The organism is Isoptericola sp. GX10416, assembly GCF_056590155.1.
The window spans coordinates 46708-63920 of record NZ_JBWPVO010000005.1 but is presented as its reverse complement, the minus strand read 5'-3'; the positions used below and the strand labels follow the sequence as shown (position 1 = coordinate 63920).

Here is a 17213-nt window from a genome sequence, read left to right as displayed (position 1 = left end):
TCCGCCTCACAGCTCGCCGAACCCGCCCTGCACCAGGCCGACGACGACGGCGACCGCCGCCTCCGCCTCAGGGCCCCGCGCGGTGATCGTCACCACGTCGCCCGCCGACGTCCCCAGGGACATGAGCTGCAGCACGCTGGTCGCGTCGGCGCCGTCGATGGTGACGGGCACGCCCAGGTCGGCGACGGCCCGGGCGACGACCGCGGCCGGGCGGGCGTGCAGACCGAGCGGGTTGCGCACCGGCACGGTGGCGGTCACCTCGTCGGCACCGCCCGACGACGACGGGCCCGGTAGCGGGATCGCCTCGCCCGAGGCGCGCGTCCGCACCACGGCCGGGCTGTCCGCGGTGCCCGCGCCGGGAGCCTCGACCAGCTGCAGCACAGGCTCCGGACCGATGGACAGCACCGCCGCCCGGGCGGACTCCGCGACAGCGTCCAGGCCGGCACCCTGCTGGGCCGTCACGGCCGCCGCGACAGCACCCTCGACGAACGGCGCGGAGACGAGCCGCACCCGGGACGGCAGCTCCGGGTCCAGCTCCAGCGCGGACTCGACCGTCAGGACGGCGGACCCGAGGTCGGCCAGCACGACGACGTCGTCCACCACCGTCAGCGCCGCGGACAGCGCGTCCTGGACCCGCGTCAGCGACGTGCCCAGCCCGCCGTCGGGATCCCCGGCCGCGCACCGCAGCTCGACGTCCGGCGCCATCTGCCGGGCGAGCTCGGCCGTGCCGTCGGCGAGCATCACCGAGTGAGCCACCAGAACCAGTCCGACACTCACGCGTCGCGTCCCTCCGCGGCGGTCACGGCGGCCGCGAGGATGATCGCCGACGAGCGGGCGCCAGGATCCTGCGTGCCCGCGCTGCGCTCGGCCAGGTAGGAGGCCCGCCCCTTGGTCGCCACGAGCGGGACGGTCGCCTCGGCTCCGGCGGCGGCGGCCTCGGCCGCCGCACGCAGCACGTCGGCCACGTCCTCGGCGTCCTCCACCCGCTCGGCGGCCTCGGCCGCCGGCTGCCAGGCGTCGACCATCGTCTTCTCCCCCACAGAGGCGTGGCCGCGTGCCACGATCCCCTCGACAGCGGCCTCCATCATCGACACCACACCGCTCGCGGACAGGTCCGGGCGGTCGGTCACCTTGGAGGCGCGCAGCAGGGCGGTGCCGTACAGCGGCCCGGCGGCGCCACCCACCGTGGACATCAGGGTGGTGGCGGCGAGGCGCAGCACCTGCCCGACCGTCTCCCGCGGAGGGAGAGCAGGATCGTCCAGGCGCTCGACGACGGCGCTCAGCCCTCGATCCATGTTGACCCCGTGGTCCCCGTCACCCACCCGGCGGTCGAGCTCGGTCAGCTCGTCCCGCGCGGCACGGACATCCGTGGCAGCGGTCTGCATCCAACGTTCGGCCCAGGCGACATCCAGCACGGTCACCACCGTAGCGCCGGTGTGCGCACCGGAGCGTCCCACAGCTCGGTCAGCTCGGCGTCGAGCCGCAGCACCGTGACCGAGGCACCCTGCATCTCCAAGGACGTCACGAGGCTGCCGACCAGGGACCGCGTCACCTCGACGCCGCGCTCGGCGAGCATCTCCCGTGCCCGGCCGTACACGACGTAGAGCTCGCTCAGCGGCGTGCCCCCCATCCCGTTGACGAACAGCAGGACCTGCTCCCCCGCCGTCAGACCCAGGTCCTCCACGACCGGTTCCAGGAGCCGCTGCGTGATGTCGTGCGCGCCCGAGGCGGTGACGCGGTGCCGGCCCGGCTCGCCGTGGATCCCGATGCCGATCTCGACCTCGTCGTCGGCCAGCTCGAAGCCGGGGCGCCCCACGTGGGGCACCGTGCAGGCGGTCAGCGCGACACCCATGGACCGCACGCCGGCAGCGACCCGCTCGGCCAGGGCTCGCACCGTCGCCAGGTCGTCGCCGCGGGCGGCGGCCGCACCGGCGATCTTCTCGACCGCGACCGTCCCGGCGACGCCTCGTCGGCCGGCCGTGAACAGCGAGTCCTCGACGGCGACGTCGTCGTTGACGAGGACGCTGGCGACCTCGATCCCCTCGGCCTCGACGAGCTCCACCCCGGTCTCGAAGTTGAGCACGTCACCCGTGTAGTTCTTGACGATCGCGAGGACGCCCGCACCGCCGTCGGCCGCCTGGAGCGCGGCGGACACCTGGTCCGGGGTGGGAGACGTGAAGACGGCGCCCGGCACGGCCGCGTCGAGCATCCCCGGACCGACGAACCCGGCGTGCAACGGCTCGTGGCCGGAGCCGCCGCCGCTCACGACGGCGACCTGGCCCGGCGGGGTGCCCCCGGCACGCAGCACGAACGTGGGGTCGAACCGCACCTCGACGTCGTCGGCGTGCGCCAGGGCGAACCCTCGCAGCGAGTCGTCGACGGCCTGCGCCGGATCGTCCAGCAGCTTCTTCATCACGGGCCTCCCGGGGATCGTCCCTGTGACCCATACAACACCCGCCGGCGGGCGCGCGCAGAATCGGACGCTATGCGTAGTACCGGCTCCCGGCGCCTCAGCCCTTGCCGAGCAGGGTGCGCGCGTCCGCCACCGTGATCACGGACCCCGTCACGATCACCCCGGTCCCCGTGCCGACGCCGACGACGTCGTCCGCCTCCGCGAGGTCGGTGGCGACCTGCAGGGCGGCGTCGAGGCGTTCCGAGGTGTGCACCCGGTCCTCGCCGAAGATCTCCCGCGCCAGCTCGGCGAGGTCGTGCGGGTCCGCCGAGCGCTCGGACGAGTTGCGGGTCAGCACCACGTGCGACAGGGCGGGCTCCAACGTGGCCAGCAGGCTCTCGGCGTCCTTGTCGGCCATCACCCCGACCACCCCGACCACCGCCCGCAGGCTGAACGACTCGTCCAGCGCCGCGACCAGGGCCTCGGCACCGTGCGGGTTGTGCGCGGCGTCGACCAGCACCGTGGGGCTCGAGCGCAGCAGCTCGAGGCGACCGGGCACCGAGACGTCGGCGAACGCCGTCTCCACGACGCCGCCGTCCAGCGCCCGCCCACCGAGCATCTGCTCGACGGCGGTCAGGGCGAGCAGGGCGTTGTGCGCCTGGTGCGCGCCGTGCAGCGGCACGAACACGTCCGTGTAGGTCGCCAGCGGCGTGCGCAGCGCGACGAGCTGCCCGCCGACGGCGATGTGGCGCGCGGCCACGTCGAGGTCGACGCCCTCGCGCAGCAGGCGGGCCTGGACGTCGGCGGCTCGCTCGGCGAGCACCTCGTCGACCTCGGGCCGCTGCTCGGCCGCGACGGCCGTAGCCCCCTGCTTGATGATCCCCGACTTCACCTCGGCGATCTCGGCGGGCGTCGACCCGAGCCACTTCTCGTGGTCGATGCTGATCGGGGTGATCACCGCGACCTCCGCGTCGACGGTGTTGGTGGTGTCCCACGTGCCGCCCATGCCCACCTCGAGCACCGCGACGTCGACCGGGGCGTCGGCGAACGCCGCGAACGCCAGCCCGGTGAGCACCTCGAAGAAGTTCAGCCGCGACTGGCCGGACTCCTCGAGCTCGGCGTCCACCACCTGCACGTAGGGGAAGACGTCCTCCCAGACCTCCACGAACCGCGCCGCGCTCAACGGCTCGCCGTCGACCTGGATGCGCTCGGTGACGCTGCTCAGGTGCGGCGACGTGAACAGGCCCGTGCGCAGCCCGTGCTCGCGCACCAGCCGCTCCGCCATCCGCGCCGTCGACGACTTGCCGTTGGTGCCCGTCAGGTGGATCGCCCGGAACGAGCGCTGCGGGTCGCCCAGGAGCTCCAGCAGCCGGGCGACGCGGTCGATGGTCGGCGACACGTCGTGCTCCGGGGCGCGGGAGACGATGTGCGTGTAGACGCGCTCGAGGTCCTCGCGCGCGGCGGCGTCCTCGGCGGCGGCCCGGGCCGCCTTGCGCTCCGCCGCCTTGGCCTTCTTCGCATCGTTCGTACGGGCGCGGTCGCTCATGCGTCTCCCTCGTGCTTCGTGAGGTGGACGGCGCGCGCGGTGCCCTCGACGCCGGTCACCGTCAGGCTCTCGGCCAGCGTCTCGCGCGTGACGAGCCCGCGGTGCGCCTCGACGTCCGCCAGGTGCTCGGCGGGCACGTCGAGAGCGAGGTCGATCCGGTCGCTCACCTCGAGGCCGGCGGCCTTGCGGGCGTCCTGGACGTCGCGGACGACGTCGCGGGCGTACCCCTCGGCACGCAGCGCGTCGTCGAGCGCGAGGTCGAGGACGACGAACCCGCCGCCCGGCAGCACGCTGGCCGCCACGTTCTCGCCCGCCGCCTCGCCGACGACGGTCGTCAGCTCGTACTCGGGCTCCAGCAGCGGGACGTCGCCGTCGGCGGTGGTCACGACCACGGTGCCGTCGGCGAGGTGCCACGCGCCGGACTTCGCGGCCTTGATCACCGCCTGCACGCCCCGGCCGAGGCGCGGACCGGCCGCACGGGCGTTGACGGCGAGACGCTCGGTGATGCCGAACCGCTCGGACGCCTCGGCGTCCGCCCGCACCAGGTCCACCGCCTTGACGTTGAGCTCGGAGGTGAGCAGCCCCACGTAGTCCGCGAGCGCCTCCGGGTCCGGCACGGCCACCGTGAGTCGCGCCAGCGGCTGGCGCACCCGCAGCTGGTTGGCCTTGCGCAGCGCCAGAGTCGTCGAGACGACGGCGCGCACCTCGTCCATGGCGGCGACGAGCGCGTCGTCGGCGACCAGGGCGGACTCGGGCACGTGGCGAACGGCGACGGAGTATGTTCCATCGGCGCCCTCGAACCGCTCACCGGCCTCCCGGGTGGTTGCCGGCCAGTCGGCGAGGTGCACCGACCGCTCCCCCGTCAGGCCCCGCCAGATCTCCTCGGTCAGCAGCGGGGCGAGCGGCGCCATGACCCGGCACAGCACCTCGAGCGCCGTGTACAGCGTGTCGAAAGCATCGGCGTCTTCGGCCCAGAAGCGGTCCCGCTGGGTGCGCACGTACCAGTTGGTCAGCACGTCCAGGTGCTCGCGCACGGACTCGCACGCCCCGGAGATGTCGTAGGCGTCGAGCTGCCCCGTCACCGTGTCGACGAGGTCGTGCGTGCGCGCCAGCAGGTAGCGGTCGAGCGCCGGCAGCCCGGCCACGCGCTCGGGCGCGACGGGCCTCGCGGCGTAGCCACCGCCGTCGGGGCCCGCCGCGCTGTTCGCGTACAGGGTGAAGAAGTAGTACGTGCTCCACAGCGGCAGCAGCACCTGGCGGACGGCGTCGCGGATGCCGTCCTCCGTGACCACGAGGTTGCCGCCGCGCAGGATCGGGCTGGCCATGAGGAACCAGCGCATGGCGTCCGAGCCGTCGCGATCGAACACCTCGGAGACGTCCGGGTAGTTGCGCAGCGACTTGCTCATCTTGCGTCCGTCGGAGCCCAGCACGATGCCGTGCGAGACGGCGGTGCGGAACGCCGGGCGGTCGAACAGCGCGGTGGCCAGGACGTGCAACGTGTAGAACCAGCCGCGCGTCTGGCCGATGTACTCGACGATGAAGTCGCCCGGGTAGTGGTGCTCGAACCACTCGCGGTTGTCGAACGGGTAGTGCACCTGCGCGTACGGCATGGAGCCGGAGTCGAACCAGACGTCGAGCACGTCCTCGACGCGGCGCATCGTGGACCGGCCCGTCGGGTCGTCGGGGTTCGGCCGGGTGAGCTCGTCGACGAACGGTCGGTGAAGATCAGGCTCGCCCGCGGCGTTGCGCGGCAGGCGCCCGAAGTCCCGCTCGATCTCCGCGAACGAGCCGTAGACGTCGGTGCGCGGGTAGGCCGGGTCGTCGCTCTGCCACACCGGCACCGGGGAGCCCCAGAAGCGGTTGCGGGTGATCGACCAGTCGCGCGCGTTCTCCAGCCACCGGCCGAACTGGCCGTGCTGGATGTGGTCCGGCGTCCAGGAGATCTGCTCGTTCAGCTCGAGCATGCGGTCCTTGACCTTGGTGACCTCGACGAACCACGAGGACACGCCCATGTACATCAGCGGCTGGCGGCAGCGCCAGCAGTGCGGGTACGAGTGGTCGTAGGACTCGCGGCGCAGCAGCACGGTGCCGGTGGTCACCGCACCGGCGTCGGCCTCGCCGCGGGTGCGTGCCTTGAGGTGGTCGATGATCGGCAGGTTCGCGTCGAACACCTGCAGTCCCGCGTACTCGTCGACCGGGTGCGTGAACTTGCCGTCGGCACCCACGGGCATGACGGAGGCGACGCCCTCGCGGTCGCAGACGATCTTGTCGTCCTCACCGAACGCGCCGGCGGAGTGCACCAGGCCCGTACCGTCGGTGGTGGTGACGAAGTCCGCCGGCACGACGCGGTGCGCGCGCTCCCGGCCCTCGTAGTAGGTGAACGGCGGGCGGTAGGCGACCTCGAGCAGGTCGGCGCCCGTCAGCCGCCCGACCACGCGCGGCTCCTCGGCGCCCTCGTCGGTCAGCTCGCGGGCGTAGTGGCCCAGCCGCGCCTCGGCGAGGACGTAGCGCTCGGCGGTCCCGCTGAACGCCGACTCCACCACGACGTAGTCGATGTCCTCGCCGACCATGACCAGCAGGTTGGAGGGCAGCGTCCACGGCGTGGTGGTCCACACGAGCAGCTTGTCGCCGGCGCGCACGGCGTCCGCGGCGCCGTCGGGCACCGACGTGACCTCGAAGCCGACCGTGACCGCCGGGTCCTGGCGGTTCTGGTAGACGTCGTCGTCCATGCGCAGCTCGTGGTTGGACAGCGGCGTCTGGTCGTTCCAGCAGTACGGCAGCACGCGGAAGTCGGAGTAGACCAGGCCCTTGCGGTAGAGCTCGGCGAACGCCCACATGACCGACTCCATGTAGGTCGGGTCGAGGGTCTTGTAATCGCCGTCGAAGTCGACCCAGCGCGCCTGGCGGGTCACGTAGTCGCGCCACTCCGAGGTGTACTTCAGCACGGAGGAGCGGCACGCGTCGTTGAACGCCGAGATGCCCAGCTCGAGGATCTCGTCCTTGGTCTTGATGCCGAGCTGGCTCATCGCCTCAAGCTCGGCGGGCAGGCCGTGCGTGTCCCAGCCGAACCGGCGCTCGACGCGCTTGCCGCGCATCGTCTGGTAGCGCGGGACGACGTCCTTCGCGTACCCCGTCAGCAGGTGGCCGTAGTGCGGCAGGCCGTTGGCGAAGGGCGGGCCGTCGTAGAAGACGAACTCGTTCTCACCGTCGGTGCCGGCGTCGTTCTTGGCCACCGATGCGCGGAACGTGTCGTCGGACGCCCAGTAGGACAGGATCTCCTGCTCGATCTCGGGCAGCCGGGGCGAGGCGGGGATGCCGAACGCCTCGCCGGGCGTGCTGGACGACGAGGGGACCGAACGGTGCAACGGATAGGCCATGGGTGGGCTCCTGGACGAGCGACGGGTGGTACGACGACGGCACTGCTGCACGAGGACGACGTCGGCTTCCGCTGGTGCGATCGCCGAGCCGCGGTACCACCCCGCTTGCGGACCCCTCACCTCGAGGATCGGGGTCCACCACTCGTTCACGGCTGTGACGGGCCTACCCGTCCGGTTCTACTGGGCCCGCACGGGCCGTTCTTCCGGAGGCTCGCCGGTGATGGCCGGGTCGACGCCTGTACCTCGATGATACCGAGCCGCGCAACCCGCCGCGCTCACGTGCGTGTATTTTTCGTCGGCGTGCAGCCGACTCTTCTCGATCCTGCAGAAATGATTAATAAGGCCTGCTACGCGGCCCCGTAAGCAGCACTGAAATCGCCTCCATGGGCTGCTGGTCTGGCCACGTGCCGGCGGCCTCGCGTCATGGTTCTGCTAACTCAGTCGTGCGGCGTCCCGCCGATACATGGCCGCGTGCTCGAGCAGGTGGTGTGCGCCGGTGGCGTGGGCGTGCTCCTCGGTCCAGTCGGCGAGGTCGTGAAGCCTGTGGCCCATGGTGCGCATCAGGTCAGCGACGGGCGGTGCGGCGTCGCGGCCGTAGCTGTCGAGCAGGTGGGCCAGCCGCGCTTCGGGCGGTGGTCCGTCGGGAGGTGCGGGCATGTCTTCGCACCAGCCGCAGATCCGGTAGGCGAGGTAGGCGAGGTCCCACACGCGTGGCCCGGGTGAAGCCATGTCCATGTCGATGAAGCCGACCAGATGCTCGCCGTTGTGGACCATGTTGTAGGGCGCGACGTCGTTGAGGCAGATCACCTCGGCCGGCTCGTGGGCCGGCATCCGCCACACGGCACTGGTGAGGGAGAAGTTCCGGGTCGCGTCGTGCCAGCACCGCAGCAGCCTCCCGGCGTCCCTGGCGGTCCCGGGTTCCCATACCCAGGCGGGCACCGGCCATCCTGCCGTCTCGCCGGCCAGGTAGCTGAGTACCTCTCGGCCTTGATCGTCCACACCCAGCGGCGTCGGGACGGCTCGGACTCCCTGGGCGCGGACCCAGGCGAGCAGAGCCTGGATGGTCGGTGTCCACGGCCCGGCAGTTCGGCGGACGGTGTCGCCGATTCTCACGACCTCATTGACGTTGCCGCCAGTGAAGTCGCTACCGGTCTCGTCACCTGAACTCATCGCTAGATGCTCGCACGGGAGCCTTCGCTTGCCGCCCCATGTCATATCGCTGGAGCTGATCCGTGCCGCAAGCCCTGAAGCTCACACTCGTGACGCTACGGCCCGGTGCTTGGTCAGGTAGACCGCCCCGCTGATGTGCTGGCCGACCTGCCCGCTCGCCGGCTCCAGGTCTCGTTTCGGGCCGTGGGGCGTGTGGCGTGTGGCGTGGGGCGTGCCACGCTCCTGCGTTGGGCGCTACTGACTCGATTCTCCGCGTGCCGCATCTTCCTGGCGACGCACCACGTCGACGGGCTGGTCGGTGGCCCGTTCGACTCCGAGTTGACGGCGAAAGGCCCCGACGACGCCGGTCGGATCGCCGCAGCTCTGGCCGAGAGGATCGGCGTCGGACCCAGCCGGTCCCTGGTCTCCTCGGGTCTTCGCCGGACGGCGCAAACGGCGACAGTGATCGGCGACATCTTGGACATCGCACCCGACCTCGGCAGTCGACTGCAGGAGAAGTCGTACGGCGTGGCGGAAGGACGCGAGCAATCCTGGTTGGGCGAACGGTTCGTCCCGCCACCGGCGGTAGGCAACCGGCTGCGTCCCCACGAGGGGAACGATGGCGCCGAAACGCGCCTGGAGGTGGCGTCGAGGGTCTACGAGGCGACGTCCGACGCCCTGGCGCGCGACGTGGATGACCTGGTGATCGTGCCCCACGGGTACGCGGCGTACGTTCGTGGTCGCGGCGTGGATCGGGATGCCGATCGAGGCCGCCGGCCACGCCGCCTTCCCCGTGCACTCGGGCAGCATCACGACGCTGCGCGAGGACGACTTCTTCCACAACCGCGCCGTCCTGGCGGTGGCAGAGACGTCGCACCTGCAACGTTGACGGACGCCGGGCGGACTGTAGATCCCCCCGACGATCAGCGAAGCGCGACGATGCGACCCGCATCGCGCGACCAAGACGACGCGCATAGGTGGCGATAGTCTGCCGGGGTGGCGAACTTGGGGTCGGTCGCGTGGCCGCCTGCACCGATCAGCACGGAGCGTCTCGTGCTTCGCCTGCCAGAGGCTCGCGACCGGCCGACGATCATCGATCTGTACTCGTCACCTGACGTCGGCGAGTACATCGGTGGCGCGCAGTCGCGGGACGAGTTGGAGCGACGGATCTCCAAGGAGCCTCGCGTCGGGGTCGGTCAGTTCATCGTTGATCGAAAGGGGACGATGATCGGGACTGTGCAGATCGTGCGGCGCGACGAGGACTTCGCCGTGCGCTCAACTGCTGGCAGGGTCGAGCTGGGATACCTCTTCCTTCCCGAGGTGTGGGGTCAGGGCTACGCCCGGGAAGCGTGTGCAGCATTGCTCGAGTGGTTCGCTGCTGAGGCGCCCTCGGAACGGGTGATGGTGCCGACGCAGGCAGGGAACGTGCGCGCAATCCGCCTGGCGGAGTGGCTGGGCTTTGTCGAGGTGGCTCGGGAAGAAGCGTTCGGAGTCGAGCAGTGGATCGGTGAGCACCCAGGTCACTCCCTGTCTGTATGACGACGGCATGAGGCAAGCGGGCGTAGTTTCCAGCCCTCACCGTCGGCCGTGGCCTAGTTCGATCTACGCTGCGCGTCCGGCACGACATGCCCGAGATCGCGCAAGGTAGGCAGGCGGGTCCGCACAATCTGCGCTGCACGTCGACATGTGCCTAGACAAAACGAGAACGAACCCAAAGCTCCTCCGCTGCACTTCCCGGTCGGAAGCCGAAGTGCTCGAGCATCGCGGTCGCTTCGGGAAAGTTGGAAGCGACGGCGTCGGGTGTGTGAGCGTCGCTGCCGAAGCTCACCGCCTTCCCGCCTGCGTCGGCCCACCATTCCGGAATCCACGACCAGAGCCGCCGAGTGTTCATCTCGAGCGCGCGACCGCCTTCGGCGATCGACCGCAGAGCCATCCGGAAGCCCTCCTCGAAAGGGCGTGGGTCGAACGGCCCTGCGGTTCGAGTGGGCCACATCCGCACCGCGTAGTCGATGTGCGTGAAGACCTCGAACGCGTCGGAGCCTTTCACCATGACGGGGACGTGTGCGAGGTAGGCGTCCATGACCTCGGCCGGGTCGTGCTCACGGAACAGGGTGTGGGGCTCGGCGTGCCCGTCGCCGAGGTCGAGCGTGTGCAGCGAGCCGAGAACCCGATCGATGAGATCCAGGTCGACGATCTCTGCGGCCCGCCGGCCGACGAGGTGCGGCTGCCCGAGCTCGACCCCGGTGTGGATACGGAGGTCGGGGAACTCGTGGCGCATGCGGTCGATGGCACCCAGGTAGCCGGCAGCGTCGAACGGTGCAAAGTCAACTCTGCCGGCGCTGTTGAGGAAGCCCTGCTGGTGGGGCATCAGGTCCTCGGGCCCCGCGCGCCAGGTGTCGGGGATGTCGAGGTGTTCGGTGAAGTAGATGGCCTCGAGCCCGATCCTCACCGCCTGTGCGCACGTGGATCGCATGCGCCCCACCGCATGGGAAGCGGGGCCACCGGTGTCCCATGACCACTCGCTGTGCACGTGACTGTCGGCTGGCAACGTCATGGACCCATGCTGCCCGGTCGTCGGTGCGGTCGACCACCGCGCGGAACGCGTCCAGCGTGCGCCGCGGATCAGCCGCTCGGTGCCGCGCCAACCCCCTGGTCGTTCGTACGGTCGAAGTCGAGCTGCGCGGCGGCCATCTGCCGGACGAACCCCCACCGTGTTGTCGTCGCGGAACCGATCAGGTGCGCCAGGACGTCGTGCACGGACCACCCGGGGCAGAGCGACGGCGCCTCCCACTGGTCCGCCGAGAGGCCGTCGAGGTCACGGGCGAGGCTGCGACGCTCCGCATGCACGGCATCCCACATGGTGCTCTGGTCCATGGTCGTACTCCTTCGGTCGGGTCCCGCGCCGAGGATCGGGCGGCGGTTGCGCCAGGGCAGGCTGGTGACCGCCGCTGTACTCATCGCGGTGGCGGCTGCCAGCAGGACCACACGCCGGCCGCAGGCGGTCGCGAAGCCCAGACCCGTATCCTCGGCTCGACACCCGACAAGACCGAAAGGGCGACGACCGATGACGGCGTCTGATCTGATCGTCCGGCGAGACGGCGTGAGCCTCGCGGTCACCGACCGCGGTGGTGACGGCCCGCCGGTGATCCTGCTGCACGGGCTTGCGGGAAGCTCGCGGGAGCTGCTGCCCACCGCGGACACGCTCACCGACCGGTTCCGCGTGCTCCTGGTCGACCAACGGGGGCACGGCCGCAGTACGCGCCGACCCGACGACCTGTCGCGTGAAGCCTTCGTCGACGACATCGTCGCCGTGATCGAGAAGCTAGCCGACCACCCGGTGCGTCTCGTCGGGCAGTCGATGGGAGCCCACACGGCGTTCCTCACGGCGTCTGCGCGGCCCGACCTGGTCGACTGCCTCGTCATGCTCGAAGGGCACGTCGCCGGAGACGACGATCCCGGCGCTGCACGCGGGCTCGGAGAGTTCTTCGCGACATGGCCACCCTCGTTCGCCGACGAGACCGCCGCACGAAGGGTGCTCGGTGACTCCCCCCTCGCCGATGCCTGGATCGACGACCTCGAGCGCACGCTCGACGGCCTGCGCCCACGATTCGACGCCGACGTCGTGCGGGCCGTCATCGAGGCGGTCCATGCGCCTCGGTGGGACGAGTGGGAGGCCCTGACCACGCCGACGCTCGCCGTCTTCGCCGACGAAGGCATGTTCACCGCCGAGGCGAAGCACGAGCTGGTCCGCCGTCGTCCCGGGACATGGCGCGCCGATCTGGCGGGCGCCGGGCACGATGCCCACCTCGACGCCTTCGACGACTGGATCGGCGTGCTGCGCGCATTCTTCGGCAAGGAGCACTGATGCACGACGACACCGAGGCTGCGCCCGGCCTCTCCTCCGACGGCGCTGCCGTCCCGGACCTCCAGCAGCGCCGGACGGTGGTCGTCCTCGTCCTCGCCCAGGTCCTCTCCGGCGCCGGCCTCGCTGCCGGCATCACCGTCGGCGCTCTCCTCGCTGCCGACATGCTCGCGACCACCGCCTACGCCGGTCTGCCCGCCGCCCTGTTCACCGCGGGGTCCGCCGCCGCGGCGCTCGTCGTCGGTCGCCTGTCCCAGCGGTGGGGTCGCCGCGCCGGCCTGACCTTCGGCTATCTCACCGGGGCGGTCGGTGCCGCCGGGGTGGTCCTCGCCGCGGTGGCAGACGCCGTCGTGCTCCTCTTCGTCGCCTTCGCCGTCTACGGTGCGGGCACCGCGACGAACCTCCAGGCCCGGTACGCGGGCGCCGACCTGGCCTCGCCCCGGCACCGTGGCCGGGCCGTGAGCACCGTGCTCGTGGCCACGACCGTCGGTGCCGTGGCCGGCCCCAACCTCGTCGGTGTCATGGGTGACCTCGCGGCCGGCTGGGGCATCCCGCCGCTCGCCGGGCCCTTCCTCCTCGGCGGGGTCGCCTATGCGGCGGCCGGCGTGGTGCTCTGGGTGCTGCTGCGACCCGACCCGTTGCTGCTCGCCCGCGAACGTGCAGCGCAGGCCGTGCCCGAGCCAGGGGCGTCCGAGGTCGCGTCCGCCGCGCAGGCGGTGGGAGGGTCGACCGGCCGCCAGGTCAGCCGCAACGTGCTGCTCGCCGGCACGATCATGGTGCTGACCCAGGGCGTCATGGTCGCCATCATGACGATGACGCCGGTCCACATGGAGCAGCACGGTCATGCCGTGGCCACCGCCGGGTTCGTCATCGCCGTGCACGTCGGGATGATGTACCTGCCGTCGCCGCTGTCCGGCTGGCTCACCGACCGGTTCGGCCCCGTGCGCGTCGCCGCCGCGGCCGCGCTCACGCTGCTCGCGGCCGGGCTGGTCTCGGCGCTCGTCCCGCCGTCGTCCGTCGCGGGGATCGCCGTGGGGCTCGGGCTGCTCGGGCTGGGCTGGAGCCTCGGCCTGGTATCGGGCACCGCCCTGCTCACGACGTCGGTGCCGCTGGACGTCCGGGCGCGGACCCAGGGAGCCGTGGACCTCGCCGTCGCGCTGGCGGCTGCCGCCGGCGGGCTAGGGTCTGGGTTCGTCGTGGCCGGGTCCAGCTTCGCAGTCCTCGCCCTGGGCGGGGGCCTGCTCGCCCTGCTCGTGCTCCCGGTCATCGCGCTGTCCGCGCGACCTCGGCGTGCTGCTACCGGGGACTCGTCCCGCCGGGGTCCGTGACCTGGACGTGCGCATCGGCACGACGACCTCGGGGCTCGGTGGGGCCGGCCACCAGCACGGGCACCGGCGCCTTGCGCACCACCTCCTCTGCCACGCTGCCGAGCAGCCGCACGGACAGTCCGCGCCCCCTGCGCCCCACGATCAGCACGTCCACGTCGTCCTGACCGGCACGGTGGATGAGCGCCTGAGCCGGCGGCCCGCTGAGCACCTCGCACATCACGTCGTGCCCGGCGGCGAGCGCCCGAGCCGCCTCGAGCCGGTCGGTGGCGACTCCGTGCCGCCCGTGCTCGTCAGCCGCCGCGGCGTCGTAGTCCACCACCGTCGCGAGCAGGAGAGAACGCCGGCCGTCCTGGACGAGGTCCAGTGCCGCGCTCAGTGCCGCCTCCGACTCCGGCGACCCGTCGACACCGACCAGGACCCGCGCGCCGTCGACGGCGTCACCGTGCCGTTGGGAGGACAGGACCTGGGGGATGCGCTCGACCCGGTCGGGCGCCATGGCGGCGAGGACCGGCCCCAGCACGACGGCACTGATCAGCCACCACGGGGAGCGGTGACCGCGACGGGCCATCCACAGCATGGTGGCCAATCCTGCGCCGACCCAGAGGCCGCAGACGAGGAGGACGTACTGGCCGGCTGACATGCACCCATTGTCGTGGAGGCGGCAGGCGTCTGCCAGGCGGCAGCACGATGTCACACCCCGGTGCGGGCGATCTTGGAGTTGTGCACCTGGGCGCGGGGGCGGATCACCATGAGGTCCAGGTTGACGTGCGGCGGCCGGGTCAGGGCGTACCCGATGGCGTCGGCGACGTCGTCGGCCACGAGCGGCTGGAAGCCTTCGTACACCGCGGCGGCCTTCTCGGCGTCGCCGGCGAACCGCACCAGCGAGAACTCCTCCGTGGCGACCGCGCCGGGGGCGATCTCCACGACGCGGACCGGCTCGCCGGCGAGCTCCCACCGCAGCGTCGTCGAGAGCATCCGCTCGCCGTGCTTGGCCGCGGTGTACCCGGCGCCGCCCTCGTAGGCGCCGTGCGCGGCGGTCGAGGTCACGACGACGACGTCCACGCCCGGGCCGTCGGCGCCTGCGCCCCGCTCGGCCGAGGTGCGCAGCAGCGGCAGCACGGCCTTCGTGACCCGCAGCGTGCCCAGGACGTTGAGCTCGTACATCTGCCGCCACTGGTCGACGTCGGCGTCCTCGACCCGGTCGAGGCCGAACGCGCCACCGGCGTTGTTCACCACGCCGTCGAGCCCGCCCGTCGCGGTCAGGTGCTCGGCCAGGCTCGCGACAGCACCGTCGTCGGTCACGTCGAGCGGGAAGGCCTCGGCGCCGGTCTCGGCCGCGAGCGCCTCCAGCCGGTCGGCACGGCGGGCAGCGGCGACGACGTCGAACCCTTCGGTCCGGAGCCGGCGGACGGTAGCGGCACCGATCCCGGACGAGGCGCCGGTGACCAGGATGCGACGAGGTGCGTTCATGGCTCGACACTATCCGCGATCAGCCGACGCTGACCTGCACGGTGTGCCAGCCGGACGCTCCGTCGGGTGCCGGCGGGGCCTCGTCGCTGGTCTGGACCTGACCGGCGGTGTCGGTGGCACGCACCGCGACCGTGTGGTCCCCCGCGGTGGCGTCCCAGACGTAGCGCCACTGCCGCCACGTGTCAGGTCCTACCGTCTCGGCGACCTCGGCCGCCTGCCAGGGTCCGTCGTCGATGCTGACCTCGACCGCGTCGACCCCGGTGTGCTGCGCCCAGGCCACCCCGGCGACGACCACCTCGCCGGCGTCGACCGACCCCGACCGCGGCACGTCGATCCGCGACTGCAGCTTGACGGGGCCGAGGGCGGACCAGCCGCGCGGCGTCCAGTACCCCTCGTCGTCGGCGAACCGGGTCACCTTCAGCTCGGTGACCCACTTGGTGGCGGACACGTAGCCGTACAGTCCGGGCACCACGAGCCTCGCCGGAAAGCCGTGCTGCTCGGGCAGCGGCTCACCGTTCATGCCGATCGCCAGCAGCGACTCACGCTCCGGGTCGGTGAGGATCTCGAGCGGTGTGCCGGCGGACCACCCGTCGACGCTGGAGGACAGCACCATGTCGGCGTCCGCCTGCGGCCGCGCGCGGGCCAGCAGGTCGCGGACCGGGTAGCCGAGCCACAGCGCGTTGCCGACCAGGTCACCGCCCACCGGGTTCGAGACGCAGGCCAGGGTCACGTGGTGCTCCGTCATGGGCAGCGCGAGCAGCTCGTCCCAGGTGATCTCGAACGGTTCGTCCACCAGCCCCGTGACCCGCAGCGACCACTCGGCCGGGTCGACGGCGGGGACCCGCAGCGCCGTGTCGATGCGGTAGAAGTCGTGGTTCGGGGTGAGGTACGGCTCGGCGCCGGGCACCTTCAGGTCCGCGCCCGCCGGGACCGCCCCCGCGGGGCTCGCCGGTACCGGCAGCCTGATCGCCTCGCGGACGGCCTCGACCGCACGGCTGCCCGCGGAGACCGCCCTGGCCGCCACCAGGGACACGACCGCCCCGGCCGCGGCGATCCCCGACCAGGCGAGGAACGTCCGGCGGGAGGCTCCGCCGTCGGGCACGGGGGTGCCGGCCGGAGCCGGGGCGGGGAGCCGGGCGACGAGCACGCGCAGCAGCGCGACCGACACCCCGACGCCGATCAGGCTGGGCAACATCCAGGCGGTCGTGGCGCCGGGGCGGTTCATCGCGACGAGCGCGAGGGCCACGCCCACGGCGCCCAGCAGGAGGGCGCCCGACGGCGGCACCCGCCGTTCCAGCCAGCCCGCCAGCGCCGCGCCCCCGGCGAGGACCACGCCCATCGTGGCGAGCAGGACCGCCTTGTCAGCGGTGCCGAACCACTCGACGGCGACGTCCTTCAACCACGGCGGGACGACGTCGACGAAGGCGCCACCGAGCGCGAGCACCGGAGAGGCGACGGGGTCGACGAACGCAGCGACGAGCTCGGCCAGTGCCAAGCCGGCAGCGGCCGCCACGACCCCGGCGAGGGCCGCCCACCAGCCACCGGTGCTCCTGCTGCTCATGGGGTCCACTCTCCCACCGCCCGGCGCGCGGCGGGCGGTGCCGTCAGGAGGTGGCGAGGCGAGGCAGCTCGATGGCCGGGCAGCGGTCCATCACCATGTCGAGGCCTGCACCGCGCACCCGCTCGGCGGCGCTCTCGTCGATGACGCCGAGTTGGAACCAGACCGCCCGGGCGCCGATCTCGACGGCCTGGTCGGCGACGTCGCCCGCCAGCTCGGAGCGCACGAACACGTCCACCACGTCGACGTCGAACGGGATGTCCGCCAGGCTCGCGTAGCCCTGCTCGCCGTGCACGGTGGGGGCGGTCGGGTGGACCGGCACGACCCGCTTGCCGTGCTCCTGCAGCACCCGGGCGACCCCGTAGGCGGCACGCGCGGTGTTGGTGGACAGCCCCACGACCGCCCACGTGGTGGTGTCCTCCAGGACTCGCCGGATCGTGTCGTCGCCCTGCGGGGCCCGTGAAGTCGTCATGTCGGTGCCAACCGGGCGGTGCGGTGCCGTGTTCCCCAGACCGCCGAACAGCCTGGACG

General features: G+C 72.1%; 16 protein-coding genes and 1 pseudogene. 5 read left to right on the top strand and 12 right to left on the bottom strand.

Going from position 1 to position 17213, the window contains the following annotated elements:
* Positions 1-6 precede the first annotated feature (6 nt).
* The 6 genes from dhaM to ACWAT2_RS09565 all read right to left on the bottom strand — a co-directional run bounded on the left by dhaM (position 7) and on the right by ACWAT2_RS09565 (position 8485).
* Positions 7-777 (bottom strand): dihydroxyacetone kinase phosphoryl donor subunit DhaM, encoded by a 771-nt coding sequence (gene dhaM / locus ACWAT2_RS09590; RefSeq protein ID WP_402375440.1) that lies wholly within the window; start codon positions 775-777, stop codon positions 7-9.
* Positions 774-1385 (bottom strand): dihydroxyacetone kinase subunit DhaL, encoded by a 612-nt coding sequence (gene dhaL / locus ACWAT2_RS09585; RefSeq protein ID WP_402375556.1) that lies wholly within the window; start codon positions 1383-1385, stop codon positions 774-776. The genes dhaM and dhaL overlap by 4 nt, the downstream gene beginning before the upstream one ends.
* 32 nt (positions 1386-1417) lie before the next feature.
* The gene (gene dhaK / locus ACWAT2_RS09580) at positions 1418-2413 is read right to left on the bottom strand and encodes a dihydroxyacetone kinase subunit DhaK (protein WP_402375442.1); all 996 of its coding nucleotides are present in this window, start codon (positions 2411-2413) and stop codon (positions 1418-1420) included.
* Between the two features lie 97 nt (positions 2414-2510).
* Positions 2511-3938, bottom strand: coding sequence for a bifunctional folylpolyglutamate synthase/dihydrofolate synthase (locus tag ACWAT2_RS09575; RefSeq protein ID WP_402375444.1), 1428 nt, complete (start codon positions 3936-3938; stop codon positions 2511-2513).
* A complete protein-coding gene (ileS, locus tag ACWAT2_RS09570; RefSeq protein ID WP_402375446.1) occupies positions 3935-7315 on the bottom strand; it encodes an isoleucine--tRNA ligase in 3381 nt (1126 codons plus the stop codon). Before ileS ends, ACWAT2_RS09575 begins: the two co-directional genes overlap by 4 nt.
* 432 nt (positions 7316-7747) lie before the next feature.
* A complete protein-coding gene (locus ACWAT2_RS09565; RefSeq protein ID WP_480048861.1) occupies positions 7748-8485 on the bottom strand; it encodes a phosphotransferase in 738 nt (245 codons plus the stop codon).
* Positions 8486-8590: 105 nt separating this feature from the next.
* Here ACWAT2_RS09565 and ACWAT2_RS09560 point away from each other — a divergent pair.
* The 3 genes and pseudogenes from ACWAT2_RS09560 to ACWAT2_RS09550 all read left to right on the top strand — a co-directional run.
* A pseudogene (locus tag ACWAT2_RS09560) lies at positions 8591-9127 on the top strand (histidine phosphatase family protein); the annotation flags it as partial.
* A 94-nt stretch (positions 9128-9221) separates the two neighbouring features.
* Positions 9222-9353 carry a hypothetical protein gene (locus tag ACWAT2_RS09555; protein WP_402375558.1) on the top strand — a complete coding sequence of 44 codons (132 nt, stop codon included), beginning with the start codon at positions 9222-9224 and terminating at the stop codon, positions 9351-9353.
* A 107-nt stretch (positions 9354-9460) separates the two neighbouring features.
* Entirely contained in the window at positions 9461-10003 is a 543-nt protein-coding gene (locus ACWAT2_RS09550) for a GNAT family N-acetyltransferase (RefSeq protein ID WP_416477657.1), read from the top strand.
* 151 nt (positions 10004-10154) lie between these two features.
* On the opposite strand, the gene ACWAT2_RS09545 is transcribed toward ACWAT2_RS09550, so the two are convergent.
* Both ACWAT2_RS09545 and ACWAT2_RS09540 read right to left on the bottom strand, forming a co-directional pair.
* The gene (locus tag ACWAT2_RS09545; protein ID WP_480048906.1) at positions 10155-11018 is read right to left on the bottom strand and encodes a PHP domain-containing protein; all 864 of its coding nucleotides are present in this window, start codon (positions 11016-11018) and stop codon (positions 10155-10157) included.
* Between the two features lie 68 nt (positions 11019-11086).
* Positions 11087-11338, bottom strand: coding sequence for a maleylpyruvate isomerase family mycothiol-dependent enzyme (locus ACWAT2_RS09540; protein WP_402375454.1), 252 nt, complete (start codon positions 11336-11338; stop codon positions 11087-11089).
* Positions 11339-11564: 226 nt separating this feature from the next.
* Between ACWAT2_RS09540 and ACWAT2_RS09535 the strand changes: the two genes are divergently transcribed.
* Both ACWAT2_RS09535 and ACWAT2_RS09530 read left to right on the top strand, forming a co-directional pair.
* Positions 11565-12329, top strand: coding sequence for an alpha/beta fold hydrolase (locus ACWAT2_RS09535; RefSeq protein ID WP_402375456.1), 765 nt, complete (start codon positions 11565-11567; stop codon positions 12327-12329).
* Positions 12329-13654: an MFS transporter gene (locus ACWAT2_RS09530; protein WP_402375458.1), complete on the top strand. Its 1326-nt coding sequence runs from the start codon at positions 12329-12331 to the stop codon at positions 13652-13654. Before ACWAT2_RS09535 ends, ACWAT2_RS09530 begins: the two co-directional genes overlap by 1 nt.
* On the opposite strand, the gene ACWAT2_RS09525 is transcribed toward ACWAT2_RS09530, so the two are convergent.
* Genes ACWAT2_RS09525 through ACWAT2_RS09510 form a run of 4 tightly spaced genes read right to left on the bottom strand, consistent with a single transcriptional unit; the run spans position 13623 to position 17154 of the window.
* Complete coding sequence (locus tag ACWAT2_RS09525) at positions 13623-14294, bottom strand: universal stress protein (protein ID WP_402375460.1); 672 nt, start codon at positions 14292-14294, stop codon at positions 13623-13625. The genes ACWAT2_RS09530 and ACWAT2_RS09525 overlap by 32 nt on opposite strands.
* Positions 14295-14344: 50 nt before the next feature.
* Positions 14345-15124, bottom strand: coding sequence for an SDR family oxidoreductase (locus ACWAT2_RS09520; protein ID WP_402375461.1), 780 nt, complete (start codon positions 15122-15124; stop codon positions 14345-14347).
* 19 nt (positions 15125-15143) lie between these two features.
* Positions 15144-16685: a molybdopterin-dependent oxidoreductase gene (locus ACWAT2_RS09515; RefSeq protein ID WP_402375463.1), complete on the bottom strand. Its 1542-nt coding sequence runs from the start codon at positions 16683-16685 to the stop codon at positions 15144-15146.
* 43 nt (positions 16686-16728) lie between these two features.
* On the bottom strand, positions 16729-17154 hold the full coding sequence (locus ACWAT2_RS09510; protein WP_402375465.1) for a CoA-binding protein: 426 nt from the start codon (positions 17152-17154) through the stop codon (positions 16729-16731).
* Positions 17155-17213: the final 59 nt, after the last annotated feature.

Bases quoted from the DNA above. Each gene is read 5' to 3' on its own strand.
- dhaL (WP_402375556.1), bottom strand. From the start codon at position 1,385: ATGCAGACCGCTGCCACGGATGTCCGTGCCGCGCGGGACGAGCTGACC.
- dhaK (WP_402375442.1), bottom strand. From the start codon at position 2,413: ATGAAGAAGCTGCTGGACGATCCGGCGCAGGCCGTCGACGACTCGCTG.
- ACWAT2_RS09575 (WP_402375444.1), bottom strand. From the start codon at position 3,938: ATGAGCGACCGCGCCCGTACGAACGATGCGAAGAAGGCCAAGGCGGCG.
- ileS (WP_402375446.1), bottom strand. From the start codon at position 7,315: ATGGCCTATCCGTTGCACCGTTCGGTCCCCTCGTCGTCCAGCACGCCC.
- ACWAT2_RS09565 (WP_480048861.1), bottom strand. From the start codon at position 8,485: ATGAGTTCAGGTGACGAGACCGGTAGCGACTTCACTGGCGGCAACGTC.
- ACWAT2_RS09555 (WP_402375558.1), top strand. From the start codon at position 9,222: ATGCCGATCGAGGCCGCCGGCCACGCCGCCTTCCCCGTGCACTCGGGC.
- ACWAT2_RS09545 (WP_480048906.1), bottom strand. From the start codon at position 11,018: ATGACGTTGCCAGCCGACAGTCACGTGCACAGCGAGTGGTCATGGGAC.
- ACWAT2_RS09540 (WP_402375454.1), bottom strand. From the start codon at position 11,338: ATGGACCAGAGCACCATGTGGGATGCCGTGCATGCGGAGCGTCGCAGC.
- ACWAT2_RS09530 (WP_402375458.1), top strand. From the start codon at position 12,329: ATGCACGACGACACCGAGGCTGCGCCCGGCCTCTCCTCCGACGGCGCT.
- ACWAT2_RS09525 (WP_402375460.1), bottom strand. From the start codon at position 14,294: ATGTCAGCCGGCCAGTACGTCCTCCTCGTCTGCGGCCTCTGGGTCGGC.
- ACWAT2_RS09520 (WP_402375461.1), bottom strand. From the start codon at position 15,124: ATGAACGCACCTCGTCGCATCCTGGTCACCGGCGCCTCGTCCGGGATC.
- ACWAT2_RS09515 (WP_402375463.1), bottom strand. From the start codon at position 16,685: ATGAGCAGCAGGAGCACCGGTGGCTGGTGGGCGGCCCTCGCCGGGGTC.
- ACWAT2_RS09510 (WP_402375465.1), bottom strand. From the start codon at position 17,154: ATGACGACTTCACGGGCCCCGCAGGGCGACGACACGATCCGGCGAGTC.